Source organism: Actinomadura sp. NPDC048955 (genome assembly GCF_040649435.1).
Taxonomy (GTDB): Bacteria; Actinomycetota; Actinomycetes; order Streptosporangiales; family Streptosporangiaceae; genus Spirillospora; species Spirillospora luteofluorescens.
Genome location: NZ_JBEZJI010000042.1, coordinates 18,086 through 41,212, shown reverse-complemented (window position 1 = coordinate 41,212; position 23,127 = coordinate 18,086). Strand labels below are relative to the sequence as shown.

Below are 23,127 nucleotides of genomic sequence, written 5' to 3'. Positions count from 1 at the left end.
ATGGCGTCACCGAGTCAAGCCGCCCCGGCGTTCGTGCGGCTGGCCGCCCACCCGCTGCGCTGGCGGCTGCTGACCGCCCTGGCCGACGGCGACCTGCGCGTCCGCGAGCTCACCGACCTGGCCGCCGCGCCGCAGAACCTGGTCTCCTACCACCTGCGGCTGCTGCGCGACGGCGGCCTCGTCACCGCCGCCCGCAGCAGCCACGACGGCCGCGACAGCTACTACCGCCTCGACCTGGACCGCTGCGCCCACGCCCTCGACGGCGCCGGAGCCGCCCTGCACCCGGCGCTGCGATGCGCGCCCGCGCCGCCGCGGCTGCCCGACGACCCCCGGCTCCCCGACGGCCCCGAGCGCCGGGCGGCCCCGGCGGTGCTGTTCGTGTGCACGGGCAACAGCGCGCGCTCACCGATCGCCGAAGCCCTCCTGCGCCACCACTCCGCCGGCCGCGTCGCCACGGCCAGCGCCGGCACCCGTCCCAAGCCCGAGATGCACCCCCGCGCCGTCCAGGTACTGCGCGAGCGGTACGGCATCGACATCTCCGGGCAGCGGCCCCGCCCCCTGGACGCCCTGCGCCGCCGCTTCGACCGCGTCATCACCCTGTGCGACAAGGCCCGCGAGGCCCGTCCCGACCTCGGCGACCACGCGCGGCACGCCCACTGGAGCACACCCGACCCGGCCGCGGCGGCGCCCGACGGGCTCGCCGCCTTCGGCCGGGTGGCGGCCGACCTCGACACCCGCGTCCGCCACCTGCTGCCCCTGCTCGCCCAGATCCCGCAAGCCACCCAGACGACGGAGGCACGCCCATGACCGGACCCGAGAAGTACGCAGGCGTCCGCTACCTCGTCGACGACGTCAAGGCCGCCGTCGACTTCTACACCACCCACCTCGGCTTCACCGTCAACCTCGACGCGTCGCCCGCCTTCGCCGACGTCGTGCGCGGGCCGCTGCGCCTGCTGCTGTCGGGACCGGCCAGCTCCGGCGCCCGCGCCACACCCGCGGACGCGGCCGCCCCCGGACGCAACCGCATCCACCTGATCGTCGACGACCTCGACACCGAGATCGCCCGGTTGCGCGGCGCGGACCTGGCCTTCCGCAGCGACCTGGTCACAGGGCCCGGCGGGCGCCAGATCCTGCTCGCCGACCCCGCCGGAAACCTGGTCGAACTCTTCCAGCCCGCATAAGCATCGCTTCTGAAAGCCAGAAGAACCATCTCTTGGACTTCTCGACCCGGGGTGACCACGATGGGAGGTGACAGCACACACGACCTGGGGGAAGCCATGACGCAGTACGAGAAGGCCTTGCGGCCCGAGGACATCACCCGCCTGTTCGTCGAACGGTCCAACGCCGGCGACGCCGCCGGAGTCGCCGCCCTCTACGAGCAGGACGCGGTCATGGCCTACCCGCCCGGCTCCCAGACCGTGGGGCGCCAGGCCATCCGCGAACTGTGGGAGAAGGTCCTGGCCGCGCGTCCCCGCTTCACGCCCGAGGAGCCGCTGCCCACCCTGATCAGCGGAGACCTCGCCCTCACCTCCACCCCGCCCAGGGACGGGGCCGGAGCGCGCGCGCAGGTCGCCCGCCGCCAGCCCGACGGCAGCTGGCTGCGCGTCCTGGACCAGCCCGAGTTCGTGACGCCCCCCGGGACCGGCGCCTAGCACCCCGCCCAGATCGGATAGTCGACATACCCGCGCGCGCCGCCGCCGTAGTGGGTGCTCTCGTCGCCGCGCGCCACGGCATGGCCGAGCGCGAACCGCGCGACCAGATCGGGATTGGCGATGAACGGCCGCCCGAACGACACCGCGTCGGCGATCCCCGCCTCGACCACCGCGTTCCCCGACACCCGCCCGAACCCGTGATTGGCGACCAGGGCTCCGTCGAACAGTTTGCGGTAGCGGGCGAACTCCTCGAAGTCCGGCACCGCGCCCGGCCCGGCCACGGCCCGCCCGCGCAGGTGAAGGTAGGCTAGGGGACGCGTGGCGAGCTCCGCGACCAGGGCGTCGTAGGCGGCGAGCGTCGCCTCGTCGGCGGTGTAGGGGTAGCCGGCGCGGCGCGCCCGGGGCGAGGTGTCGTGCACGGTCCAGTACGGCGACAGCCGGACCCCGGCGCGGCGCCCGTCCCACTCCGCCGTCACCGCGTCCACGACCTCCAGCAGCAGCCGGCCCCGGTCGGTGCCGTAGGCGTCGGCGCGGCGGTTCAGGCGCGGGTTCAGGAACTGCGCGATCAGGAACGTGCCGTTCGCGGCGACCTCCACCCCGTCGAACCCCGACCGCCGCGCCCGCGCGGACGCCGCGCCGTACTCGGCGACCGTCTCCTCGATCTGCGCGCGGGTCATCTCCACCGGCGTGACAGTCGCCTTGGGGCCCGCCGCCGTCCACGACACCTCGCCCGGATCGACCGCCGACGGCCCCGCGGGCCGCGCTCCGCCGCGGTGGTCGGGATGGGAGTGGGCGCCGGCGTGCCACAACTGCAGCACGATGCGCCCGCCCAGCGCGTGGACGAGCCCGGTCACGCGGCGCCAGCCCTCCACCTGCCGCTCGCCGTAGATGCCGGGAACGCCGGGGAACCCGACCGCCCCCTCGCCGACCCACGCCCCCTCCGCGACGATCAACCCGGCCGTGGCGCGCTGCCCGTAGTAGGCGGCGTGCAGATCCGTCGGCGCCAGCCCGGGCCCCGACGCCCGCGACCGCGTCAACGGGGCCATCACCACCCGGTTGGGCAGCTCCAGGTCCCCCAGCGCCACCGGCCGCAGCAGCGGCTGCCCGCCCGGCTCGCTACCCTCGTCATGTCGGACCATCCGTCCTCCCGCCGTCGCCGTCTCTCCGATGCCACGAAGCAGACGCAACACGGCACGGAAAGGTGACCGATGCACGACCGACTCGCCGAACGCTTCGAAGCGCACCGCCCCGCCCTGCGCGCGGTCGCCTACCGGATGCTCGGCAGCCCCGGCGAGACCGACGACGCCGTCCAGGAGGCGTGGCTGCGCCTCACCCGCCACGGCCCCGCCGGAATCGACGACCTGGAGGCGTGGCTGCGCACCGTCGTGGCCCGCATCTGCCTCGACATGCTCCGCGCCCGCACCTCCCGCCGCGAGGAACCCTACGGATGGCACTCGCCCGTCCAGACCGGCGACGGCGACCCCGAGACCGAGGCCGTCCTCATCGAATCGGTCGGTCGCGCCATGCTCGTCGTCCTGGACACCCTCGGGCCCGCCGAACGCGTCGCCTTCGTCCTGCACGACGTGTTCGCCGTCCCGTTCGACCAGATCGCGCCGATCGTCGAGCGCACCCCGGCCACCGCCAAGAAACTCGCCAGCCGCGCCCGCCGCCGCGTCTGCGGCGCCGCCACCCCACCGGCACCCGAACTCGCCGAACAGCGCCGCGTCGTCGAGGCGTTCCTCGCCGCCGCCCGCAGCGGCGACCTCGACGCCCTCCTCGCCGTGCTGGCCCCCGACGTCGTCCGCCGCGCCGACCGCACCGCTCTCACCCCCGGCCGCCCCGCCGTCCTGCGCGGCGCCGGCCCCGTCGCCCGCGAGATGCAGCTGTTCGGCCGCCGCGCCCGATACGCCGGACCCGCCCTCATCGACGGGACGGTCGGCGCCGTCGTCGCCCCGCACGGCCGCCTCCTGCTCGCCCTGGCCGTCACCGTCCACGACGGCCGCGTCACCGGCTACGAGATGATCGCCGACCCCGCCCGCCTCACCGCCCTTCACATCACCGTCCCCTGACCGATTCCTACAAGACCGCGCCGCCCCACTCGCCCTATGTTGGCCCCATGAGCAGCGAACTCTCCGAACTGGCCAACGTGGGACCGGCCGTCGCCGCCCACTTCGACCGCATCGGCGTCACCACCGTCGCCCAGCTCGAAGGCCAGGACCCCGTCGAGCTGTACGAGCGGATGTCGGCCGCCCACGGCCGCCGTCTCGACCCCTGCCTGCTCGACACCGTCATGTCCGCCGTCGACCAGGCCGAAGGAAGGCCCGCCCGCCCCTGGTGGCACTACACGCCCGAACGCAAACGCCTCCTCGCCGGCACCCGTCCCTGATTCCCCGCCGCGCGCCCGCGCCGGGGCCGTGGCCTGGAGGGCGGGAGCCTCACGAGGAGGTGCGGCGATGCCCCAGGAGACCATCGGCGCCCGACTGCGCGCCCTGCGCCGCTGGCGCGGCATGACCCTCGACCAGCTCGCCGGGCAGGCGGGCTTATCGAAGTCCTTCCTGTCCATGGCCGAACGAGGGCAGCGCAGCCTCGACCGCCGCTCCCACATCGCCGCCCTCGCCGACGCCCTCCACGTCTCCGAAACCGACCTCGTCGGCGGCCCCCACCTCGGCCCCGACCACGGGCAGTCCGACCCCCACGCCGTCATCCCCCCCGATCAGGCTCGCCCTGCAGACCAACGAGCTGAGGGACCCCGCCGTCGAGCGCGCCCGCCCCCTGCCGGAACTGGTCGCCGAGATGGCGCGCGTCGAGCCCTACCACCAGGCCTGCGACTACGTGCGCGTCGGAACCCTGCTGCCCGGCCTGCTGGACGAGTTGCACCTGCACACCGCCGATCCCGCCGACGAAGCGGCCCACCGCACCGCGCTGGAGCCCCTCGTCGACGCCTGCGTCGCGGCCACCTTCACCGCCAAGGACCTCGGCTACCCCGACCTGGCCCACCTGGCGGCCGTTCGCGCCGAACAGGCGGCGACCGTCCTGGACGACCCCGTCCGGCGCGGCCAGTGCGACTTCCTGCGCATCCACACCATGCCGCGCGCGGGCTCCTCGGACCGGACCCTGCGCGCCACCGAACGCTCCGCGGACCGCCTGGAACCGCACTCAGGCGGCCAGCTCGGCGTTCGGTCGCAGTTGCAGCGGGGGCTACCGCAGCTGGTCGCGGCGGCGGGTGAGGTAGGCGGTCTCGGCGGTGTTGCCCGCCAGCTCGATGGCCCGGTCGTAGGCCGCGCGCGACTCATGACCGCGGTGCAGCCGGCGCAGCAGGTCGGCCCGGGTGGCGTGGTAGGCGTGGTAACCGGCCAACTCGCCCTCAAGACGGTCGACGGCCGCCAGCGCCACCTGCGGGCCGTCGAGCTCGGCGACCGCGACGGCCCGGTTGAGGGCGACGATCGGCGAGGGGTCGAGGCGGACGAGCTGGTCGTAGAGGGCGAGGATCTGCGACCAGTCGGTGTCGCGGACGTCGCGGGCGGAGGTGTGCACGGCGTTGATCGCGGCGAGGATCTGGTACCGGCCCGGAGCGGCCCCGGCGGCGGCAGCGGCGAGGCGCTCGCGCACCAGCCGATGCCCCTCGGCGATCAGCGCCGCGTCCCAGGCCCCGCGGTCCTGCTCGGCGAGCGGGACCAGTTCGCCGCCGGCCGAGACCCTGGCGGTGCGGCGGGCCTCGGTGAGCAGCATCAGGGCCAGCAGCCCGGCCACCTCACCGTCGCCCGGCATCAGGGTGCGGAGCAGGCGGGTGAGCCGGATCGCCTCGGCGGTCAGGTCGTGACGTACCGGATCGGTGCCGGGGCCGGTCGCCAGGTAGCCCTCGTTGAACACCAGGTACAGGACGGCGAGCACGCCGGAGACACGCGCCGGGAGATCCTCGGCGGACGGCACCCTGTAGGGGATGCGCGCCGCCTTGATCTTGGCCTTCGCGCGGGTGATCCGCCGCTCCAGGGCGGTGTCGGCCACCAGGAACGCGCGGGCGATCTCGGGCACGGTCAGGCCGCCGACCATGCGCAGCGTCAGCGCCACGCGGGTCTGCGCCGCCAGCGCCGGGTGGCAGCAGGTGAAGATCAGCCGGAGCCGGTCGTCGTCGATGGCGCCGACGGGCTCGGGCGGCTCGGCGTCGTACACCATCGCGGCCTCCTTGTGCTTGTCGTCGCGCCTGCTCTCGCGCCGGATCCGGTCGATGGCCTTGCGGGCGGCGGTGGTGGTCAGCCAGCCGCCGGGGTTGGGAGGCACCCCGTCGGCCGGCCACCGCTCGACGGCGGTCGCGAATGCCTCGGCGGCCGCCTCCTCGGCGATGTCGAGGTCACCGAAGCGCCTGGTCAGCGCGGCGACCACCCGCGCCCACTCCTCGCGGTGCACCCGGGTGACCGCCTCCTGGACGTCGCTCACTGGAACGGCCGCACCTCGATCTTCCGGTCGCAGACCCTCGACGCCTCGGCGGCCAGCCTGAGCGCCACGTCCAGATCGGGGACCTCCCACACCCAGACACCGGCGAGATACTCCTTCGACTCCACGAAAGGCCCGTCGCTGAACACCGCCTGCTCGCCCCGGTTGTCGACGACCGTGGCCGCGTCGGTGTCCGCGAGCCCGCCCGCGAACACCCAGTACCCATCGGCGATCAGCTGTTCGTTGAACCGGCTGATCGCAGGCTGCCTGTCGGTGCTGCCGGGGCCGTCCTTGTCGTCGATCACGGAAACCAGATAACGCATCTGAGAATCATCTCCTGTGGTGCCGCGCCGTCGCGGTCCGGTGGTGGGGGACTTCAAGCCGTTGCGTACTGCGGGCGCCCGGCCGGCCGGTAGACCTGGATCGTCACGTCCCTGGAGTCGACGCGCGACTCGACATACTTGGGTCGCGTGTTCAACGCCTCCACCACCGGCTCCCAGCCCGGGGTGTCCTGGACCGTGAGCGTCCCCCACGAGGCGGCGAACAGCTCGTAGGTCCGCCGCCCGAACAGGAACGCCTCGGCGCGCCGGTAGGTCTGGCCGATGAAGGCGTGGGTCTCGGCGTCGCCCTTCCCCAGAGCCCATCCGCCGCGCTCGAACCCGTTCCGGCGGTCCTCGTCCGACGCGCCGCCGTTTCCTTGCACCACTCCGTCGACGGTGACCTGGGTGATGGTCGTCAGCTTCATGATCGTTGTTCCTCGCCTCGGCGCCGCCCTCGCGGGCGGCCTCACCCCTTCCACGAACACCACCGCCCCGATCCGACACCGCGTCCCGGAATTCTTCGAAGAGATTTCCGGGACGGCGGCACGGCGGCTCCGCGGTGAACGGTGCGCCGGTCAGTGGCGTGCGCGGCGAAGGATCAGTAGCTGACCGATCTCGGCGGCGTTCTTCGTGAGCTCGACGTTCACCCACGCGCACATGTCGGCGACGGTGCGGCCCGCCTCTTCGGGCCAGGGGAACGCCGATGGGTCGTCGAGGCGGTCGGTGGCCGACAGCGCCGTCCGCCATGCCTCGTGGATGTCTCCCAGCCATTCGGTGATCGAGGCGCACGTGCCCGGCCAGGCGATGTCCTCGCGTGCGGGGACATCGGTCTGCTTCAGATGGGCGAGTGCCGTGGACCACCACCAGCCGATGTGCCAGGTCAGCCAGGCGATCGTCGGAGCCGGGACGGGAATGGGCTCCACATCGGCGAAGTCGGGGGCCCAACCGCCCTCGACCTGGTGCATGGTCCAGTGCGACGGCGCCGGTTCCCAGAACAGGTCGTCGTCATGCCACTGCTGCACGTGGTAGTCGAGCAGCGCCCAAGTGGTGGCGAGCTGCTGTTGGAGCATCTGCTTGACGTCGGTCATTCAGTCCACCTTCGTTTCGTCCGCGCTGACCCTGACCAGCTGCTTGCCCAGGTTGGCGCCGTCGAACAGGCGCTGCAGCGCGGCGGGGGCGTTGGGGAGGCCGTCGACGACGTCCTCGGCCCAGCGCAGCTCGCTCGCCCCCACCCAGCCGGCGAGACGCGACAGCGCCTGGGGGAACAGCGCCTGATGGTCGAGGAACACGAAACCCTCCATGCGCGCTCGGCGGAACGCGAGCTGCATGTAGTTGGCGGGGCCCGCGCCGTATCCCGCGGCCGTGTAGCCGGACGAGATCGACCCGCACAGCGCGATGCGCGCGTGAAGAGCGAGCCGGTCGAGCGCGTTCTCCAGCAGCACACCGCCCACATTGTCGAAGACGGCGGTGAGCCCGTCGGGCGCGAAGTCGCGCAACGCCTCCGGGACGCTGTCGGCGCGGTAGTCCACACAGGCGTCGAACTTCGCCACGTCCCTCACCCAGGCGACCTTCTCGGCCGAACCGGCGGTGCCGACCACCCGGGCGCCCAGAAGCCGCGCGATCTGCCCGGCCAGGGAACCGACACTGCCCGCCGCGCCCGTGACCAGCACCGTGTCCGCGTCGGTGACGTCCAGGACGGCGGACATGCCGACGAACGCCGTCAGCCCGCTCACGCCGAAGACGGTGAGCATGTGACGCGGATCGATGCCCTCCGGCACCGGGTTGACGCCGAACAGGCCGCCCTCGCGCGCCACGACGTACTCCCGCCACCCAAGGACGCCGTAGACCCACTGTCCCTCCGGCAGCGACGGGTTCCGGGAGGCCACCACACGCCCGACACCGCTGCCGCGCATCACCTCACCGATCTCGACCGGTGCGATATAGGTGGCGTCAGGGTTGAGCCACGTGCGCTGAGTGGCGTCGATGCCCAGCCAGACGACCGCGACCAGGGCCTCGCCGTCGTCCAGGACCGGCATGGGGCTGCGCCGCTCAGCGAACGTGCCCGGGGTGATCCCACCTGTCGGACGTTCACGGAGCACCATCTCGCGGAAGGTCCGCACGGGCATGACTTCAGCCTCTCGATCAGGGGGCCGAGCGTGTCGCTCGGACGAAAGTGGCGACCAGCTCGTCGCTGACGGCATCCACGGGAGCGCCGCGGGCGACGCGCAGCCCTTCGGCGTCGAGGGTGCGGCGCAGCATCGAGGCCATCATCACGAGGTCGAAGCGGCGCAGCTCGCCGGTGCGCTGCCCCTCCTCCAGCAGCGCGACGACGTCGGCGAGCGACGCCGCCACGAGCTCGTCGTAGACGTCGGCCGCCGCCGCGGCGCGGTGCGCGACGACCGCGACCAGGGCGCGCGTCTCCACCGGCCGCCGCGCGCAGTACTGGAGGAATCCGCGGACATAGGCCGCGAGCCGCTCCAGGACGCTGCCCTGACCGCGCAGCACGGCGACCAGTTCCGGGCCGAGACTCCCGACCACGCGAGCGACGACGGCGTCGAGGATCTCCTCCCTGGTCTCGAAGTTGCTGTGGTAGGCGCCGCGGCTGTACCCGGCCGCCTCGGCGATCGCCTCGACCGAGGTCGCGGCGACCCCCTGCTCGGCGAACAGCCGCGTCGCCGACGCCACCAGTTCCTCGCGCGTGCGCTGCCGGCGTTCAGCGCGCGTCTCCCTTGCCATGACGACAGGATACATCCTCGTATCCGCATACATCGCCGTATGTGAAAATCGCCCGGCCCGGGGACTACCGTGGTTCCGCATGACGCATGCCGAGATCGAGATCACCGCTGAGCTCGTGCGGGACCTGCTGCGCGACCAGCACCCCGATCTGGCCGACCAGCCGGTGCGGCTCGGCGCGCGCGGATGGGACAACCAGCTGTGGCGCGTCGGCGACGACCTGGCCGTCCGGCTGCCCTGGGCGACGCAGTCCGCGGACGAGCTGCTCCGCAAGGAGCACACCTGGCTGCCCGCCCTCGCCCCTCACCTGCCGCTGCCGGTCCCCGTCCCGCAACGTCTCGGCGAGCCCTCCCCGCGGTTCCCGCGGCCCTGGATCGTCACCACATGGGTGCCGGGCACGCCCGCCGACCGCGCCCCCGCCGCCCGCGCCGCAGAGGCGGCCGACGCCCTGGCCGCTTTCCTGACGGCGCTCCACCGGCCCGCCCCCGAGCACGCGCCCGCCGGCCGGGGCCGCGGAGGGCCCCTGGCCGGCCACTCCGAGTGGGTGATCGAGCAGCTCGACGCGGCCGCCGGCTTCGGGCTCGTCCCCGACCCCGGCGCCGTCCGCGCGGTCTGGGAGGACGCCGCCGCCGCGCCCGACTGGGACGGCCCGGCGCTCTGGCTTCACGGCGACCTGCACCCGGCCAACGTCCTCACCACTGACGGCACCGTCAGCGGTGTGGTCGACTTCGGTGACCTCTTCGCGGGCGACCCGGCGTTCGACCTCGCCTCCGCCTGGATCCTCCTGCCGGACGGCGCCGTCGACCGCTTCCACGCCGCCTACCGGCCGGCCCCGGACGCCGCGACGCTGCGCCGCGCCCGCGGATGGGCCGTGGGCCGCGCCCTGGCCTGCATCCTCATCGGGGACGCCGGCGTCCGCGGCCGGCCCGGCGGCAAACCCACCTGGGGCCCGCCCGGCCATGCCGCGCTGCGCCGCCTCCTCGCCACCCCGCGCTGACCGGACCCGGCCGGGCGTCAGCGGCCCGTCGCGCCGTCGATCTGCTCCCGGAGGATGTCGGCGTGGCCCGCGTGGCGGCCGGTCTCCTCGATCATGTGGGCCAGGGCCCAGCGGACGCTGGGGGAGGGGCGCCCCGGCCGGGGGAGGGGAGCGTCGAGGTCGGCGCACCGGTCGAGGATCTCGTTGGCGCGCTCGACCGCGTCCCGGTAGCGGGCCACGACCTCGTCCACGCCGTCCGAGGCCGCCGCCTGGAACGTCGCCTGCCAGTCGGTGACCTCCTCCCCGAGGAACATCGAGCGTTCGACGAAGGTCAGGTGGCCGAGCAGGCCGAGCAGGTTCGTGCCCGACGGCACCCCGGCCGTCCGCACCTGCGGTTCGGGCGCGCCCTCGACCTTCGCGGCGACCGAGGTCCGCAGGTAGTCGAGGAACCCGCGCAGGGTCTCGGCCTCGGTACCCCCGGTCCGGGGCGGCGGGGTGTCGCGGCGGCGGCCGCGTCGCGCGGTGGGCACAATGATCTCCTTCTGCGCGGGACGGGCCCGCTGGCGGGCGGGCCCGCGGTGCGGGGCTGCGGCCAGTCTCGGCATCCGCGCCGCGACCCGGCACGAAATCTTGCCGTTCCGGCAAACAGCGGGCCGATGGCGGCGTTCACCGGCGGGATCGTCGCCCGCCAGGTCCCGGGCCCGCCGGAGCCTCACAGGCGTCCGCCCAAGGGAGTGCGGTGCGCGCGGACCGTCCGGTGGCTGATCCGCCAGCCGCGCGGGGTGCGGACGAGGGTGTCCTCGTAGGTCACGCTGCCGACGGTGCCGTCGGCGTTGACGCCGAGCCCCTTGGAGTACGCGCGCACCCGGTCGCCGGCGGTCTCGGCGAGGACGATGTTGGTGACGTGATGCCCGACGGGGTTGAGGTCGCCCAGCGCCCGCGCGGCCTCGGCGCAGGCCGCCACGCCGAGAAGCGGCCCGCCCCCGAAGTCGGAGACGTCGTAGACGACGTCGGGGGTGAACAGCTCTCCCAGCCGGTCCAGGTCCCCGCTGTCGCACAGGTGGCCGTGCAGGGAGATCAGCTCAGTGATCTCCGTGCGATCTTCGGCGGTGAACGCCATCGCCCCTCCTCGCCAATAAGTGGGGAAGTCCCCGTTTAATGCCCCGCTAGGCTAACCGGGGACGTCCCCGCTCGACAACCAGGGAGCCGCGATGACCGCCGTCCCCGGCCGGGCGCGCCGCGCCGACGCCGAGCGCAACGCGCGCCTGCTCGTCGCGGCCGCCCGGGAGGTGTTCGACGAGCGGGGCCCCGGCGCACCCCTGGACGAGATCGCCAAGCGCGCGGGCGTCGGCAACGCGACCCTCTACCGGCACTACCCGACCCGCGACGACCTGCTCGCCGCCGTCTACGCCGACGAGGTCGCGGCCCTGTGCGAGCGGGGCGCCGCCCTCCTGACCGAGGCCGACGCGGGTGAGGCGCTCCACGCCTGGCTGGAGTCCTTCGCCGTCCAGGTCGCGACCGGGCGCGCCCCGGCCTTCGCCGGCGCGGACGGCGAGGGCGCGCGGCGCACCGAGCAGTTCGCGCGCTGGCACGCCGCCCTGACCCGCGCCGCCGAGAGGCTTCTCTCCAGAGCGCAGCAGGAGGGCGCCGCCCGGGGAGATCTCACCGTGGCGGAGGTGCTGACCCTGACCCACGCCATCGCCACCTCCAGCACCGCCCCGGACCAGGTCCGCCGCCTGCTTGCGATCGCCCGGCACGGCCTAACTAGCCGGTGAGAGCGGGCGGCCCTCGGCCAGTTCGAGGTGGGTGCCGGTGAACGCGGCGCGCAGGCGCCGGTCGTGCGTGACCACCACCAGCGCACCCTGGTAGGAGGCGAGCGCCTCTTGCAGCTGCTCGGTGAGCATCGGCGACAGGTGGTTGGTCGGCTCGTCGAGCAGGAGCAGGTCCCGGGGATCGCTCACCAGCCGCGCCAGCTCGACCCGGCGCCGCTGCCCGTGGGACAGCTCCGCGAGGCGCAGCTCCAGGTCGCCGGGGCGGAACAGGCCCAGGGCGAGCAGGGCGTCCGCATGCTCGTCGGGACTGCCCGGACGGCCGTGCGCGTAAGCCTGCAGGACGGTCCGGTGCCCTGCGCCGACCGGCCCGTCCTGCCGGAGGAACCCGACCCGGCCGGTGCGGCGCACCTCGCCCTCCGCCGGACGCAGCTCCCCGGCGAGGACGCGCATCAGGGTGGTCTTGCCCGCTCCGTTCGGGCCGGTGACGAGGACCCGCTCACCGGCGCGGACGGTCAGGGACTCCACGCGGAGCCGTCCCGGCACCACCACGCCTGCGAGCGCGGCCACCTCGTCGCCGGCGGCGCCCGCGGCGGCCGGGACGGCGGTGAAGCGCAGCGGCTCGGGAGGCGGCGGCGCGGGGTGGTCGACCAGCCACCGCAGCCGCTGCCGGGACTGCCGGATGCGCCCGGCGGCCCCGTGGGTGCGCGAGCGCGCCCGCCAGGCGCCGGTGCCCATGCCCGCCTTGGCCGTCTTGCGCGGGATCGCGGCGAGGCGGCCCGCGTTGGCGTCCACCAGCGCGGCGTGCCGGTCCAGCTCGGTCCTCCATTCCTCGTGCGCCCGCGCCTGCGCGGCGCGGTCGGCGGCCTTGGCGGCGAGGTATCCGGCGTACCCGTCGCCGTAGCGGCGCACCCGCCCGCCGTCCACCTCGACGACGGCGGTGGTCACCCGCTCCAGGAACGTCCGGTCGTGCGTGATCGCCACGACCGTGCCCCGGTGGGCGCGCAGGCGCCGTTCGAGCCACGCCGTGGACTGGTCGTCCAGGTCGTTGGTCGGCTCGTCGAGCAGCAGCAGCTCGGGGGAGGACGCCAGCGTGGCGGCCAGGGCGAGCCTGGAGCGCTCGCCGCCCGAGAGCGTGCCCAGCGGGCGGCCCCGGTCGAGCCCGGGCAGGCCGAGCCCGTGCAGCGCGAGCTCCACCCGGACGTCGGCCTCGTAGCCACCCCGCGCCTCGAACTCCGCCACCAGTTCCGCGTAGGCGTCCAGGTTCGGGCGCTCCCGCCCGCCCGTCGCGCCGAGCGAGCGTTCGGCGGCCCGCATCCGGGATTCGAGGTCGCGCAGGTCGGCCAGGGCGAGGTCGACGGCATCGGCGACGGTGGCGTCCGGCGGCAGCGCGAGCGACTGCGGCAGGTACCCGACGCCGCCGGGCGCGACGGCCACGACCTCGCCGTTGTCCGGACGCTCGGCGCCCGCCATGAGCCTGAGCAGCGTGGACTTGCCGGACCCGTTGTCGCCGATCACTCCGAGGCGCTCGCCGGGCCTGACGCTGAGCGAGACCCGGTCCAGGACGGTGCGGGTCCCGTAGCGCTTGGTGATCTGGTCGAGTGCCAGTTGGGCAGGGGCGCGCAGAGCGCCACCTCCTTCTCGTCAGGGTGCGGACGGGTGCCGCGGGTCAGCCCGGGGCCTTGCGGCTGAGGTGCTCCCAGGCCTGGTACTCCTCGGTGCGCGCCCGGTCCATCTGCTGGACCATGTCGTAGGAGGCGCCGCCGACGATCAGCCGCAGCGGCGGTTCCTCCAGAGCGGCGAGCTCCATGACCACCGGGGCGGCGGTGCTCGGATCGGGACCGGCGTCCTCGCCCCACATCTCGGCCATCCGGACGCGCAGCGGCTCGTACTCAGGGAGCGGCGAGGTCGCGGTGGTGCCGCGCGTGAACAGGTCCGTGCCGTACCCGCCGGGCTGCACGATCGTCACCTTGATCCCGAACGGCGCCACCTCCATCGCCAGCGCCTGGCTGAGCGAGTCGAGCGCGCTCTTGCTCGCCGCGTAGAACCCGGCGGAGGCGACGCCGCCGCCGGTCCCCATCGTGGTGACCTGCAGGATGTGGCCGGAGCCCTGCCTGCGCAGGTGCGGCACGACGGCCTGGGCCACCCAGACCGCGCCGAAGAAGTTGACGTCGAACTGGGCGCGGATCTGCTCCTCGGTCGCCTCCTCCACCATGCCGAGCAGCATGGCGCCGGCGTTGTTGACCACGACGTCCAGCCGCCCGAACCGGGCCGCCGCCCGGTCGGCCACCGTCCGCACGGCGGCGCGGTCGCGGACGTCCAGCGTCAGCCGCGCGAGGCGGTCCGGGTGGTCGGCGGCCAGACCGTCGAGCGGGGTCAGGTCGCGCGCGCCCGCCACGACGCGGTCCCCGGCGGCGAGCGCCGCCTCGGCGAAGGCCCTGCCCAGGCCTCTCGACGCGCCGGTGATGAACCATACGCGGGCGGTCGTCATCCACACTCCTCGCTTCTTGAAGACGAGACGGTTCGTCTCGTTGAAGGAGTATGCGGCCGCGCCGCCCTCGTGTCAAGACGGACCGTCTCGTCTCGTTTGCGGTACACTCCCGGCGTGTCCAGCACCAGAAAGCCCGACCCCGCGCGGCGCAGCGAGCGATCCCGGCAGGCCGTCCTCACCGCCGCGCGTGAGCTGGTCTCCGAGCTCGGGTACGCCAAGGTCACGATCGAGGCCATCGCGGCGCGCGCGGGCGTCGGCAAGCAGACCATCTACCGCTGGTGGCCCTCCAAGGGCGCGGTGGTCTTCGACGCGTTCCTGGCGCTCAGCGAGGGAGAGGAGGGCGTCCGGCTGCCCGACACCGGCGACATCGCGGCCGACCTCAGGACCGTCATGCGGGCGACGGCCGCCGAGTTCGCCGACCCGGCGTTCGAGGCGCCCCTCAGGGCGCTCAACACGCAGATCATCGACGATCCCGACCTGGCCGCCCTGTACCGCGAGAAGCTGGCCGACCCTCTCGACCGGGCCAAGAAGGAGCGGCTGCGCAGCGCCCAGCAGGCGGGCCAGTTGCGCGCGGACGCCGACCTCGACCTCGTGCTCGAAGTCCTGTACGCCCCGCTCTTCCAGCGCTGGCTGCACCGCTCGGGGCCGCTCACCCCCGCGTACGCCGACGCGCTCGTAGACGTCACCCTGCGCGCGTTCGCCCCCTGAGCCGCGCGACGAGAACCCCCACCCCCCCGGCAGGGCCGGCGGGACTGAAATCCCGGCAAAACTTGCCCATGCCGCGGTGCGGGACGTCCGGAATGCCCGCCCGGACGCCGTTAACGTGCAGGAATGCCCCAGACGCCCGGCGAGCCGCCCGGCGACACGCCCGGCGACACGCCCGCCCGTGAACCGGCCGGCGACGCCCCCGCCGCCGGGCAGGACGCCGAGCGGTCGCACCAGATGCCGCCGTGGCTGCCCAAGGCGTTCGCGCTCGCCGGCGGGAGCGTGCTGGCGTTCCTGGCCGGGCTGTGGCTGCTGGAGCGGCTGCGCGAACTGCTGCTGCTCCTGCTGATCTCGCTGTTCCTGGCCTTCGCGATCGAACCGGCGGTGAACTGGCTCGCCGCGCGCGGCTGGCGCCGCGGCGTGGCGACCGCGGCGATGTTCGTGGTCGTGGCGCTGCTGCTGGCCGGGTTCCTCGGCGGCATCGGGTCGCTGCTGGCCGCCCAGGCCAACAACCTGATCACCGGATTCCCCGGCTACGTCCGCCGGTTCGTCGGATGGGTGAACTCCACCTTCGGGACGCACCTGTCGCAGCGGACCGTCTTCCAGCGGCTCCCCACCGTCACCGACGCGCTCTCACGGCACCTGTCGGGCCTTGCCGCGAACGTGTGGGGATTCGGCACCACCGCCTTCGGCGTCATCTTCAACGCCCTCGGCGTCCTGCTGTTCACCTTCTACCTGTCCGCAGAGGGCCCCCGGTTCCGCCGGACGGTGTGCTCCGTGCTGCCGCCGCGCCGCCAGCGCGAGGTCCTGCGCGCCTGGGAGATCGCCGTCGACAAGACCGGCGGCTACATCTACTCCCGGGGACTGCTCGCCCTCATCTCCGGCATCGCCCACTACGCCGCCATGGCCGGGCTCGGCGTCCCGTACGCGGCGGCCCTGGCGCTGTGGGTGGGCGTGGTCTCGCAGTTCATCCCCGCCGTCGGCACCTACCTGGCCGGCGCCGTGCCGGTGCTCATCGCGCTGACCAAGTCGCCGAGCACCGCGCTGTGGATCCTGCTGTTCATCATCGCCTACCAGCAGTTCGAGAACTACCTGCTGCAGCCCCGCATCACCGCCCGCACCCTGGACATGCACCCGGCGGTCGCGTTCGGGCTCATCCTCGCCGGCGCCGCCGTCGCCGGGCCCATCGGGATCCTGCTGGCGATCCCGCTCGGCGCCAGCCTCCAGGCGTTCGTCAGCGCCTACGTGCGACGCTACGAGGTGGAGGAGCATCCCCTGACCAAGCCGGACGCGCCCCCCGGGCGGTGGTGGCGGTGGCTGCGCCGCTGACCTTTTACCGGATCGGGGACGGTTCCGGGACGGATCGTCGAGCATTGCCGTGGACGGGAGCCGCCCCCCGCGGCTACCGTGCCGGGAGGAACCTTGATCATCAGGCAGCTCGGGGGCGGGAGGGAGCCGTCATGTACCGTCCCCGCACGCGCCGCCGCAGGTGGCTCGCCGGCCTCGCGGCCGGGGCGCTCGCGGTGACCGGCCTCGGCGGCGTGGACGCGTCCGCCGCGCAGGCCGCGCCGCACGCTGGCAAGGATCCGCGGCTGATGCGGATCCTGCGGTCGATGTCGCTCCAGGACAAGGCCGCGCAGCTGTTCGTCCTGCAGGTCTACGGCAAGAGCGCCACCACCGCGGAACCGGCCGACGTCGCCGCGAACCGCAAGCTGTACGGGGTCGACAACGCCGCGCAGGTCGTCGCCCGCTACCACCCCGGCGGCTTCATCTACTACGGCGACAACGTCACCGACCCGCGGCAGCTCGCCGCGTTCTCCAACGGCATCCAGCGCGCCGCCGCGGCGCAGCCCCTGCGCGTCCCCGCCACGATCGCCATCGACCAGGAGGGCGGCATCGTCGCCCGCGTCCAGCCGCCCGCGACGCAGTCGCCCGGCAGCATGGCCCTGGCCGCCGGGCGCCGCACCGGCGACGCCCGGACGCTCGCCCGCATCACCGGCGGCGAACTGCGCGCCATCGGCGTCAACCAGGACTACGCGCCCGACGCCGACGTCAACGTCAACCCGGCCAACCCCGTCATCGGCGTCCGCTCCTTCGGCTCCGACCCCGCCCTGGTGTCGGACATGGTGACCGCGCAGATCGGCGGCTACCGGGCCGGGGGCGTCACCCCGACCGTCAAGCACTTCCCCGGGCACGGCGACACCACCACCGACAGCCACACCGGCGTCCCGCACATCGACCACACCCGCGCCGAATGGGAGCGGCTCGACCTGCCCCCGTTCCGCGCCGCGATCAAGCAGCGCGTCGACTCCATCATGACCGCGCACATCGTCGTGCCGTCGCTGGACCCCTCCGGCGACCCCGCCACCCTCTCGCGGCCCATCCTCACCGGCATCCTGCGCGACCGCCTCCACTACCGGGGCGTCGTCGTCACCGACGCCCTCGACATGCAGGGCGTCCGCGACAAGTACGGTGACGAGAACATTCCCGTCCTGGCCCTCAAAGCCGGCGTGGACGTCCTGCTGAAGCCGCCCGCCGACGCCCAGGGCGACGGCGTGTTCCCCCGCCAGCTCGCCGCCGTCGTCAACGCCGTCAGGTCCGGGGAGCTGACCGAGAAGCGCATCGACGAGTCGGTCTACCGGATCCTGGAGCTGAAGCAGCGCCGCGGGCTGTTCCGCGACCCCTACGCCGACGAGTCGAAGATCGGCCAGGTCGTCGGGACCCCCGAGCACCTGGCCGCCGCGCAGCGCGCCACCGACCGCACCACCACCCTGGTCAAGAACGGCGCCGGGATCCTGCCCCTGCGCCCCGGCGCCCGCAAGGCCCTGGTCACCGGATGGGGCGTGTCCACCACCGCGGCCCTCGGCACCGAGATCGCCCGCCGCGGCGCCACCACCACCATCCGGCAGACCGGCATCAGCCCCGGCCAGGCCCAGATCGACGAGGCCGTCGCCGCCGCACGGGACCAGGACCTGGTCGTCGCCGTCACCAACCGCGCCTGGGACGTCAAGCAGGAGCCGGGCCACAACGGGCCCGGGCAGACGAACCTCGTCAAGGCGCTCGTCGCCACCGGGAAACCGGTCGTCGTCGTCGCCGTCCGCGACCCCTACGACATCGCCTGGTTCCCCGAGACGACCACCTACCTGGCGACCTACTCCTACACCGCCGAGGCGCTCCGGTCGGCCGCCAAGGTGCTGTTCGGTGAGCTGGACCCGAGCGGGCGGCTGCCCGTCGCCATTCCCGCCCGCGACCAGCCGGGCACCGCCCTCTACCCGTTCGGGCACGGCCTGGGCTACTGAGCCCCCGACCGGGCCGCACGCGCGGCGGCCCGGCTCCGGGACGGCAGCCGCAGCCGCACCGGAACCGGGCCGGGTTCGCACCGGGGGACGCGCGGGCGCGTCACACCTTCCGCGCGCCGATCGACTTCATCAGCGTCGGCCACACCGCGCCCGCCTCACGCACCCACGCCGGCCAGTTGTGCCGGCCGTCGCCGTAGATGTGGGCGGTGTAGGGGATGTTCAGCTCGCTCAGCCGCTTCTGGAAGTCCCTGTTGTTCGCGCCGACCGCGATCTCGCTGAGCAGGCCGATGTCCCACGGCGCCACGTCGGGGTCACCGGGGCCGGGACGCCCGGTCGTGCCGGCGGAGAAGAACAGGCCGGTGCCGCGCAGCTTGGGCGCCAGCGAGTACGGGTCGTGCGCCGCCCAGTTGGCGTCGTCCGACCACGGGACGCCCCAGATCGCGAACGGGTCCTGGCCGTTGCCCGCGTTGGTGAACATCAGCAGCGCCGGCATCCCGATCGAGCGCATCGACAGGATCCCGCTCAGCGACGCCGCGTACTTGAACATCCCCGGGTGCCGGGCCGCGTAGGACATCGCGCCGGCGCCGCCGGAGGAGTTGCCGATCACCGCGCGCAGCGCGCCCGCGTGGTAGTTGCGCTCCATCAGCTGGCGCACCTCGGCGGTGTGGAAGGTCTCCCACCGGGGCGTCCCGCCCTTGCCGTAGTTGTACCAGTCGGTGTACGAGCCGTTGTCGCCCTCCGGCATCACGACGATGACGTTGTACTTGGCCGCCCACGCCTCGATGTCGGTGTTGCGCGTCCAGGAGGTGTAGTCGTCCTGGCCGCCGTGGTAGGCGTACAGCACCGGCCACGTCGCCGTCGCGTTCCGCGTCCAGTTCTTCGGCAGCAGGATGCGGGTCTTGACCGCCCGGCCCAGGGCGGGGGAGTCGATGGCGACGTCGACCTCGCGGGAGGCGATCTTCTTCTCCGCGGTGATGCGCGCCCCGTCGTCCGCCCGGACCGGTCCCGCGAGCGCCTGCGCGGGACCGGTGCCGACCGCTCCGAGACCGGCCGCCAGCACGACGGTGATCGCCCCGGAGGCCAGCGAGCGGCGCCAGGTCACCCGGTGCGGGCGGCGGCGGCCGGTCGGGTTCGTGTGCAAGGCTCACCTCGCGGATCAGGCCCGACCCCCGCGGCCGCGCGACTTCCGCAGAGTGTCCTCGCCTCCGGCGAAATGATCTACGTGGGCGGCTGACAAGATTTCTCCGCGCCGCTGTGGAGAAGTGAGTGATTCTCAGGCCCCGCCGGCGGCGGCCTCGGCCAGCAGCGCGGCCAGATCGCGGGGCCGGGAGAGCATCGGCCAGTGCCCGGTCGGCAGCTCGTGGTAGGTCCAGCCGGGCCCGGTCATCATCGAGAAGACCGGGTGGCCGCTCTCGCCCATCTGCTTCACCGCGGCCAGCGGGATCGTGGAGGCGATGAGCGTGCGGGGCGTGGCCGGCACCGGGTCGGGGCGGGTGAGCGCCTGCGTCACGGTGCCGAACGGCTGGGGCGTCCCGCGCTCGCGCATCGCGGCCAGGTGCTCGCCGGTCAGGCCCGCGAGGTTGGCCGGATCCTGATCCGGGTCGAACGCCGGCACCGGGAGCCTCCAGCCGTCGCCGTGCTCGTCGACGGCCTTCTCCAGTTCCGCGCGCGAGGCGGGGTCGTGGAAGTCGATGCCGGCCAGCCCGGACGGCATGGGGCCGGTGTCGACGTAGACGATCCGGGCGACGCGCTCGGGGATGCGGTCGGCGGCGCCGGTGACCGCCATGTTCGCGCCGCTGTGCGCGACGAGCACGACCCCGGTCAGGTCGTCGTCCTCGATGAGCCGCACCAGGTCGTCGGCCTGCCCGTCGACGTCGGTGCCGGGGGCGGCTTCGTCGGCCCGCTCGGCCTGCCCGGCCGGCGTCACCGCGCGCACCTCGTGGCCCGCGGCCCGCAGGTCCGCCGCCACCTCGTCCCACGCCCAGGCGCCGAGCCAGTGCCCCGGGACCAGTACGAACGTCGCCTTGCCAGCTGCCATGTTCAGCCGTCCTCTCGGTGGATGTGATCCCACGCTAGGGTCGATACCGGACAAGAACCGCCCGGATTAAGCGAGTGACCCGTGCCACACCCCGCGCCGTCCCATCCGACGACCCGCGTCCTGGCCATGCTGGAGCTCCTGCAGGCCAACCCGCGCATGGGCGGGGCGGAACTGGCGCGGCGGCTCGGCGTGGACGAGCGGACCGTCCGCCGCTACGCCGCCCGCCTGGACGATCTCGGCGTCCCCGTCGTCGCCGAACGCGGCCGGTACGGCGGCTACCGGCTCATGCCCGGCTACAAGCTGCCGCCGCTCATGCTCACCGACGACGAGGCCACCGCCGTGGTGCTCGGGCTGCTGGCCGGACGGCGGCTGGGGCTGCCCGGGCAGGCCACCGAGAGCGCGCTGGCCAAGGTGCAGCGCGTCCTGCCCTCGGTCCTGCGCGACCGCGTCCAGGCACTGCGGGACACGCTCGGGTTCACCCTCGCCGTCCGGGACTCCGCCGCGCCCGACACCGGCGCCGTCCTGACCCTCGCCGCGGCGGCGAGGCAGAGGCGCCGCGTCCGGATGCGCTACCGGTCCTGGCAGGGCGCCGAGACCGAGCGGGACCTGGACCCCTACGGCCTGGTCTTCCACTCCGGGCGCTGGTACGTCACCGGCCACGACCACCGCAGCGGGGAGATCCGCACGTTCCGCGTCGACCGCGTCGCCGCCGCCGAACCCGGCACCGCCCGCTTCGAGCCGCCCGATGACGTCGACCCCGTCCAGCACGTCACCCTGTCGCTGGCGCGGGTGCCCTACGCGCACGAAGTGGAGGTGCTGCTGGAGACCGACCTCGCCGAGGCGCGGCGCCGGATCCCCGCCACGACGGCGACGCTGGCCGAGGCCGCCGGGGGAGTGGTGATGACCACGCGCGCCGAACGCCTGGACGGCATGGCGCGGATGCTGGCGGGCCTGGGATTCCCGTTCGTCATCCGGCGGCCCGACGAGCTGCGCGGCCACGTCCGCGAACTGGCGCAGGCCCTGCGAGAGCAGGCCGGGCGGTGACCGCCGGCCGGGCGGCGCTCAGGACTTGGCGCGGGCGTCCCACTCGCGGCGGAGCATCGCGTAGACGACCTCGTCGCTCCACTCGCCCTTGACGATCTCGTTCTGCACCAGGTGCGCCTCGCGGCGCATCCCGAGGCGCTCCAGGACGCGGGCGGACGCGGCGTTGCGGCCGTCCAGCCGCCCGCAGACGCGGTGCAGGTCCAGCCCCTCGAAGCCCAGCCGCAGCACGACCTCGGCCGCCTCGGTGGCGAACCCCTTGCCGTGGTAGGCGGGATTGAAGATGTAGCCGATCTCGCCCTGCCGGTGCTCCCGGCTGCGCCACTGCAGGTTGACCTCGCCGATCAGCTCACCGGTCTCGCGCCACTCCACCGCCAGGACCAGCCAGTCGCCCTCCTTCTCCACGGTGGACGCGCTCATCTTCTGCTTCAGGAACGACCGCGACTCCTCCACGGAGCGGGGTTCCCAGTACAGGAAGCGTGCCACCTCGGGCAGGGACTGGTAGGCGTACAGGCCCTCCAGGTCGGTTTCGCGAAACGGCCGCAGGATCAGCCGCTCGGTCTCGATCGGGTAGGCGGGACGGAGCATGCGTTGATCCTATTCAGGGGATTCGGTCTTGTGCGACCCGTAATTCCCCGGTAGCACCCTCCGTCCCGCCGCCCGCTACAGCCGATGGGCCCCGTGCTCGTCCTCGGCGCCCTCGTCGGCGCTATCTTCGACGCCGTTCTCGCGGCGTTCCTCCTCGTCGAAGGCGCGGGTGTCGCGGAACTCCACGTACGGCTCCTCCTTGGGGGGCTGCCCGGCGGCGATCGCGCGGCTGCGTTCGAGTTCGGCGTCCAGCTCGGCGCCCAGCAGGATCGCCAGGTTCGTGATCCACAGCCACACCAGGAAGATGATGATCCCCGCGAGGCTGCCGTAGGTCTTGTTGTAGGACGCGAAGTTCGCCACGTACAGCGCGAACAGCCCGGACGCCGCCAGCCACAGCAGGATCGCCAGCGCGCTGCCCGGCGAGACCCAGCGGAAACCGCGCTTGGCGTTGGGGGAGGCCCAGTACAGCAGCGAGAACAGGAAGCCGACCACCACCACCAGGATCGGCCACTTGGCGATGCCCCAGACGGTGACCGCCTGGGAACCGAAACCGAGCGTGTCGCCGAGCTTGCGCGCCAGCGGCCCGGACACCACCACCGCGATGACCGACCCCGACAGCAGCACCAGCGTCAGCAGCGTCACCCCGATGCGCAGCGGCACCGTCTTCCAGAACGGGCGGCCCTCGGGGACGTCGTAGACGGCGTTGGAGGCGCGCATGAACGCCCCGACGTAACCCGACGCCGACCAGACGGCGGCCGCGAGGCTCAGCACGGCGACGACGCCCGCGCCTCCGGCGCCGCCCTCGAGCTGCCTGATCGAGCTGACGAGCAGGTCCCGGACCGCGCCCGGCGCCAGGCTCCCGACGTTCTTGACCAGGCTGTCGGTGGCCGACTGGCCGGCCATGCCCACCAGCGACACCACCACCAGGATCGCCGGGAAGATCGACAGGATGGAGTAGTAGGTGAGCGCGGCGGCCCAGTCCGAGAGGTTGTCCTTCTGGAACTCGGCGAAGGTGCGTTTGAGCGTCTGCCACCACGACCGAGCGGACAGGTCGGTGGGCGCTCCGGGCTTGCGCATGCGCGTC

At 73.7% G+C, this 23,127-nt stretch carries 28 protein-coding genes and 1 pseudogene; 12 read left to right on the top strand and 17 right to left on the bottom strand.

What is annotated here, in order from left to right; genetic code table 11:
* The 3 genes from AB0C84_RS31370 (at position 1) to AB0C84_RS31360 (ending at position 1,652) form a co-directional block, all read left to right on the top strand.
* Positions 1-807, top strand: a complete 807-nt coding sequence (locus AB0C84_RS31370) for an ArsR family transcriptional regulator (RefSeq protein WP_361073599.1) — start codon at positions 1-3, stop codon at positions 805-807.
* The gene (locus tag AB0C84_RS31365) at positions 804-1,181 is read left to right on the top strand and encodes a VOC family protein (RefSeq protein WP_361073597.1); all 378 of its coding nucleotides are present in this window, start codon (positions 804-806) and stop codon (positions 1,179-1,181) included. Before AB0C84_RS31370 ends, AB0C84_RS31365 begins: the two co-directional genes overlap by 4 nt.
* 96 nt (positions 1,182-1,277) lie before the next feature.
* Positions 1,278-1,652: a nuclear transport factor 2 family protein gene (locus tag AB0C84_RS31360; RefSeq protein WP_361073595.1), complete on the top strand. Its 375-nt coding sequence runs from the start codon at positions 1,278-1,280 to the stop codon at positions 1,650-1,652.
* Here AB0C84_RS31360 and AB0C84_RS31355 read toward each other — a convergent pair.
* Positions 1,649-2,791 carry an alkene reductase gene (locus tag AB0C84_RS31355; RefSeq protein WP_361073593.1) on the bottom strand — a complete coding sequence of 381 codons (1,143 nt, stop codon included), beginning with the start codon at positions 2,789-2,791 and terminating at the stop codon, positions 1,649-1,651. The two genes, AB0C84_RS31360 and AB0C84_RS31355, sit on opposite strands and share 4 nt — an antisense overlap.
* A 69-nt stretch (positions 2,792-2,860) precedes the next feature.
* On the opposite strand from AB0C84_RS31355, the gene AB0C84_RS31350 reads away from it, so the two are divergent.
* The 3 genes and pseudogenes from AB0C84_RS31350 to AB0C84_RS31340 form a co-directional block, all read left to right on the top strand.
* Positions 2,861-3,721, top strand: coding sequence for a sigma-70 family RNA polymerase sigma factor (locus tag AB0C84_RS31350; RefSeq protein ID WP_361073591.1), 861 nt, complete (start codon positions 2,861-2,863; stop codon positions 3,719-3,721).
* 47 nt (positions 3,722-3,768) lie between these two features.
* Positions 3,769-4,038 carry a helix-hairpin-helix domain-containing protein gene (locus tag AB0C84_RS31345; RefSeq protein WP_361073589.1) on the top strand — a complete coding sequence of 90 codons (270 nt, stop codon included), beginning with the start codon at positions 3,769-3,771 and terminating at the stop codon, positions 4,036-4,038.
* Positions 4,039-4,105: 67 nt separating this feature from the next.
* A pseudogene (locus AB0C84_RS31340) lies at positions 4,106-4,240 on the top strand (helix-turn-helix domain-containing protein); the annotation flags it as partial.
* Here AB0C84_RS31340 and AB0C84_RS31335 read toward each other — a convergent pair.
* From AB0C84_RS31335 to AB0C84_RS31300, 8 genes are all read right to left on the bottom strand, one after another.
* Complete coding sequence (locus tag AB0C84_RS31335; RefSeq protein ID WP_361073667.1) at positions 4,193-4,348, bottom strand: hypothetical protein; 156 nt, start codon at positions 4,346-4,348, stop codon at positions 4,193-4,195. The pseudogene AB0C84_RS31340 and the gene AB0C84_RS31335 overlap by 48 nt on opposite strands.
* Before the next feature lie 4 nt (positions 4,349-4,352).
* Complete coding sequence (locus AB0C84_RS31330; RefSeq protein ID WP_361073665.1) at positions 4,353-4,733, bottom strand: hypothetical protein; 381 nt, start codon at positions 4,731-4,733, stop codon at positions 4,353-4,355.
* Positions 4,734-4,850: 117 nt separating this feature from the next.
* On the bottom strand, positions 4,851-6,086 hold the full coding sequence (locus tag AB0C84_RS31325) for a DUF6596 domain-containing protein (RefSeq protein ID WP_361073587.1): 1,236 nt from the start codon (positions 6,084-6,086) through the stop codon (positions 4,851-4,853).
* Positions 6,083-6,406 carry a YciI family protein gene (locus AB0C84_RS31320; protein ID WP_361073585.1) on the bottom strand — a complete coding sequence of 108 codons (324 nt, stop codon included), beginning with the start codon at positions 6,404-6,406 and terminating at the stop codon, positions 6,083-6,085. The genes AB0C84_RS31325 and AB0C84_RS31320 overlap by 4 nt, the downstream gene beginning before the upstream one ends.
* 53 nt (positions 6,407-6,459) lie before the next feature.
* The gene (locus AB0C84_RS31315; protein ID WP_361073583.1) at positions 6,460-6,828 is read right to left on the bottom strand and encodes a hypothetical protein; all 369 of its coding nucleotides are present in this window, start codon (positions 6,826-6,828) and stop codon (positions 6,460-6,462) included.
* Between the two features lie 150 nt (positions 6,829-6,978).
* Positions 6,979-7,491 carry a DinB family protein gene (locus AB0C84_RS31310; protein WP_361073581.1) on the bottom strand — a complete coding sequence of 171 codons (513 nt, stop codon included), beginning with the start codon at positions 7,489-7,491 and terminating at the stop codon, positions 6,979-6,981.
* Positions 7,492-8,529, bottom strand: a complete 1,038-nt coding sequence (locus AB0C84_RS31305; RefSeq protein WP_361073579.1) for an NADP-dependent oxidoreductase — start codon at positions 8,527-8,529, stop codon at positions 7,492-7,494. It lies immediately after the preceding gene.
* Positions 8,530-8,545: 16 nt separating this feature from the next.
* Positions 8,546-9,139 carry a TetR family transcriptional regulator gene (locus tag AB0C84_RS31300; protein ID WP_361073577.1) on the bottom strand — a complete coding sequence of 198 codons (594 nt, stop codon included), beginning with the start codon at positions 9,137-9,139 and terminating at the stop codon, positions 8,546-8,548.
* Positions 9,140-9,218: 79 nt separating this feature from the next.
* Here AB0C84_RS31300 and AB0C84_RS31295 point away from each other — a divergent pair, with 79 nt between their 5' ends.
* Positions 9,219-10,133, top strand: coding sequence for a phosphotransferase (locus AB0C84_RS31295; RefSeq protein ID WP_361073575.1), 915 nt, complete (start codon positions 9,219-9,221; stop codon positions 10,131-10,133).
* A gap of 17 nt (positions 10,134-10,150) precedes the next feature.
* On the opposite strand, the gene AB0C84_RS31290 is transcribed toward AB0C84_RS31295, so the two are convergent.
* Together AB0C84_RS31290 and AB0C84_RS31285 are read right to left on the bottom strand one after the other, a co-directional pair.
* On the bottom strand, positions 10,151-10,642 hold the full coding sequence (locus tag AB0C84_RS31290) for a DinB family protein (protein ID WP_361073573.1): 492 nt from the start codon (positions 10,640-10,642) through the stop codon (positions 10,151-10,153).
* A gap of 182 nt (positions 10,643-10,824) precedes the next feature.
* On the bottom strand, positions 10,825-11,232 hold the full coding sequence (locus tag AB0C84_RS31285) for a nuclear transport factor 2 family protein (RefSeq protein WP_361073571.1): 408 nt from the start codon (positions 11,230-11,232) through the stop codon (positions 10,825-10,827).
* A gap of 91 nt (positions 11,233-11,323) precedes the next feature.
* Here AB0C84_RS31285 and AB0C84_RS31280 point away from each other — a divergent pair, with 91 nt between their 5' ends.
* On the top strand, positions 11,324-11,887 hold the full coding sequence (locus tag AB0C84_RS31280; RefSeq protein ID WP_361073569.1) for a helix-turn-helix domain-containing protein: 564 nt from the start codon (positions 11,324-11,326) through the stop codon (positions 11,885-11,887).
* On the opposite strand, the gene abc-f is transcribed toward AB0C84_RS31280, so the two are convergent.
* Positions 11,873-13,507: a ribosomal protection-like ABC-F family protein gene (gene abc-f / locus AB0C84_RS31275; RefSeq protein ID WP_361073663.1), complete on the bottom strand. Its 1,635-nt coding sequence runs from the start codon at positions 13,505-13,507 to the stop codon at positions 11,873-11,875. The genes AB0C84_RS31280 and abc-f overlap by 15 nt on opposite strands.
* Positions 13,508-13,550: 43 nt before the next feature.
* Positions 13,551-14,372, bottom strand: coding sequence for an SDR family NAD(P)-dependent oxidoreductase (locus AB0C84_RS31270; protein ID WP_361073567.1), 822 nt, complete (start codon positions 14,370-14,372; stop codon positions 13,551-13,553).
* Positions 14,373-14,486: 114 nt separating this feature from the next.
* Between AB0C84_RS31270 and AB0C84_RS31265 the strand changes: the two genes are divergently transcribed.
* The 3 genes from AB0C84_RS31265 (at position 14,487) to AB0C84_RS31255 (ending at position 18,376) form a co-directional block, all read left to right on the top strand.
* Positions 14,487-15,080, top strand: a complete 594-nt coding sequence (locus AB0C84_RS31265) for a TetR/AcrR family transcriptional regulator (protein ID WP_361073565.1) — start codon at positions 14,487-14,489, stop codon at positions 15,078-15,080.
* 123 nt (positions 15,081-15,203) lie between these two features.
* Positions 15,204-16,406, top strand: coding sequence for an AI-2E family transporter (locus AB0C84_RS31260; protein ID WP_361073563.1), 1,203 nt, complete (start codon positions 15,204-15,206; stop codon positions 16,404-16,406).
* Between the two features lie 131 nt (positions 16,407-16,537).
* Positions 16,538-18,376: a glycoside hydrolase family 3 protein gene (locus tag AB0C84_RS31255; protein WP_361073561.1), complete on the top strand. Its 1,839-nt coding sequence runs from the start codon at positions 16,538-16,540 to the stop codon at positions 18,374-18,376.
* A gap of 100 nt (positions 18,377-18,476) precedes the next feature.
* Here the strand turns inward: AB0C84_RS31255 and AB0C84_RS31250 are convergent, their stop codons facing one another.
* Both AB0C84_RS31250 and AB0C84_RS31245 read right to left on the bottom strand, forming a co-directional pair.
* Entirely contained in the window at positions 18,477-19,517 is a 1,041-nt protein-coding gene (locus tag AB0C84_RS31250) for an alpha/beta hydrolase-fold protein (RefSeq protein WP_361073559.1), read from the bottom strand.
* 132 nt (positions 19,518-19,649) lie between these two features.
* The gene (locus tag AB0C84_RS31245) at positions 19,650-20,414 is read right to left on the bottom strand and encodes an alpha/beta fold hydrolase (protein ID WP_361073557.1); all 765 of its coding nucleotides are present in this window, start codon (positions 20,412-20,414) and stop codon (positions 19,650-19,652) included.
* Between the two features lie 81 nt (positions 20,415-20,495).
* On the opposite strand from AB0C84_RS31245, the gene AB0C84_RS31240 reads away from it, so the two are divergent.
* A complete protein-coding gene (locus AB0C84_RS31240; protein WP_361073555.1) occupies positions 20,496-21,458 on the top strand; it encodes a YafY family protein in 963 nt (320 codons plus the stop codon).
* A gap of 18 nt (positions 21,459-21,476) precedes the next feature.
* Here the strand turns inward: AB0C84_RS31240 and AB0C84_RS31235 are convergent, their stop codons facing one another.
* Both AB0C84_RS31235 and AB0C84_RS31230 read right to left on the bottom strand, forming a co-directional pair.
* Positions 21,477-22,043, bottom strand: coding sequence for a GNAT family N-acetyltransferase (locus AB0C84_RS31235; RefSeq protein ID WP_361073553.1), 567 nt, complete (start codon positions 22,041-22,043; stop codon positions 21,477-21,479).
* Positions 22,044-22,118: 75 nt separating this feature from the next.
* The gene (locus AB0C84_RS31230) at positions 22,119-23,120 is read right to left on the bottom strand and encodes a YihY/virulence factor BrkB family protein (protein ID WP_361073551.1); all 1,002 of its coding nucleotides are present in this window, start codon (positions 23,118-23,120) and stop codon (positions 22,119-22,121) included.
* Positions 23,121-23,127 lie beyond the last annotated feature (7 nt).

Excerpts from the sequence above, each read along its gene's own strand:
- AB0C84_RS31370 (WP_361073599.1), top strand. The coding sequence starts at position 1 with ATGGCGTCACCGAGTCAAGCCGCCCCGGCGTTCGTGCGGCTGGCCGCC.
- AB0C84_RS31365 (WP_361073597.1), top strand. The coding sequence starts at position 804 with ATGACCGGACCCGAGAAGTACGCAGGCGTCCGCTACCTCGTCGACGAC.
- AB0C84_RS31360 (WP_361073595.1), top strand. The coding sequence starts at position 1,278 with ATGACGCAGTACGAGAAGGCCTTGCGGCCCGAGGACATCACCCGCCTG.
- AB0C84_RS31355 (WP_361073593.1), bottom strand. The coding sequence starts at position 2,791 with ATGGTCCGACATGACGAGGGTAGCGAGCCGGGCGGGCAGCCGCTGCTG.
- AB0C84_RS31350 (WP_361073591.1), top strand. The coding sequence starts at position 2,861 with ATGCACGACCGACTCGCCGAACGCTTCGAAGCGCACCGCCCCGCCCTG.
- AB0C84_RS31345 (WP_361073589.1), top strand. The coding sequence starts at position 3,769 with ATGAGCAGCGAACTCTCCGAACTGGCCAACGTGGGACCGGCCGTCGCC.
- AB0C84_RS31320 (WP_361073585.1), bottom strand. The coding sequence starts at position 6,406 with ATGCGTTATCTGGTTTCCGTGATCGACGACAAGGACGGCCCCGGCAGC.
- AB0C84_RS31315 (WP_361073583.1), bottom strand. The coding sequence starts at position 6,828 with ATGAAGCTGACGACCATCACCCAGGTCACCGTCGACGGAGTGGTGCAA.
- AB0C84_RS31310 (WP_361073581.1), bottom strand. The coding sequence starts at position 7,491 with ATGACCGACGTCAAGCAGATGCTCCAACAGCAGCTCGCCACCACTTGG.
- AB0C84_RS31305 (WP_361073579.1), bottom strand. The coding sequence starts at position 8,529 with ATGCCCGTGCGGACCTTCCGCGAGATGGTGCTCCGTGAACGTCCGACA.
- AB0C84_RS31300 (WP_361073577.1), bottom strand. The coding sequence starts at position 9,139 with ATGGCAAGGGAGACGCGCGCTGAACGCCGGCAGCGCACGCGCGAGGAA.
- AB0C84_RS31295 (WP_361073575.1), top strand. The coding sequence starts at position 9,219 with ATGACGCATGCCGAGATCGAGATCACCGCTGAGCTCGTGCGGGACCTG.
- AB0C84_RS31285 (WP_361073571.1), bottom strand. The coding sequence starts at position 11,232 with ATGGCGTTCACCGCCGAAGATCGCACGGAGATCACTGAGCTGATCTCC.
- AB0C84_RS31280 (WP_361073569.1), top strand. The coding sequence starts at position 11,324 with ATGACCGCCGTCCCCGGCCGGGCGCGCCGCGCCGACGCCGAGCGCAAC.
- AB0C84_RS31270 (WP_361073567.1), bottom strand. The coding sequence starts at position 14,372 with ATGACGACCGCCCGCGTATGGTTCATCACCGGCGCGTCGAGAGGCCTG.
- AB0C84_RS31260 (WP_361073563.1), top strand. The coding sequence starts at position 15,204 with ATGCCCCAGACGCCCGGCGAGCCGCCCGGCGACACGCCCGGCGACACG.
- AB0C84_RS31255 (WP_361073561.1), top strand. The coding sequence starts at position 16,538 with ATGTACCGTCCCCGCACGCGCCGCCGCAGGTGGCTCGCCGGCCTCGCG.
- AB0C84_RS31245 (WP_361073557.1), bottom strand. The coding sequence starts at position 20,414 with ATGGCAGCTGGCAAGGCGACGTTCGTACTGGTCCCGGGGCACTGGCTC.
- AB0C84_RS31235 (WP_361073553.1), bottom strand. The coding sequence starts at position 22,043 with ATGCTCCGTCCCGCCTACCCGATCGAGACCGAGCGGCTGATCCTGCGG.
- AB0C84_RS31230 (WP_361073551.1), bottom strand. The coding sequence starts at position 23,120 with ATGCGCAAGCCCGGAGCGCCCACCGACCTGTCCGCTCGGTCGTGGTGG.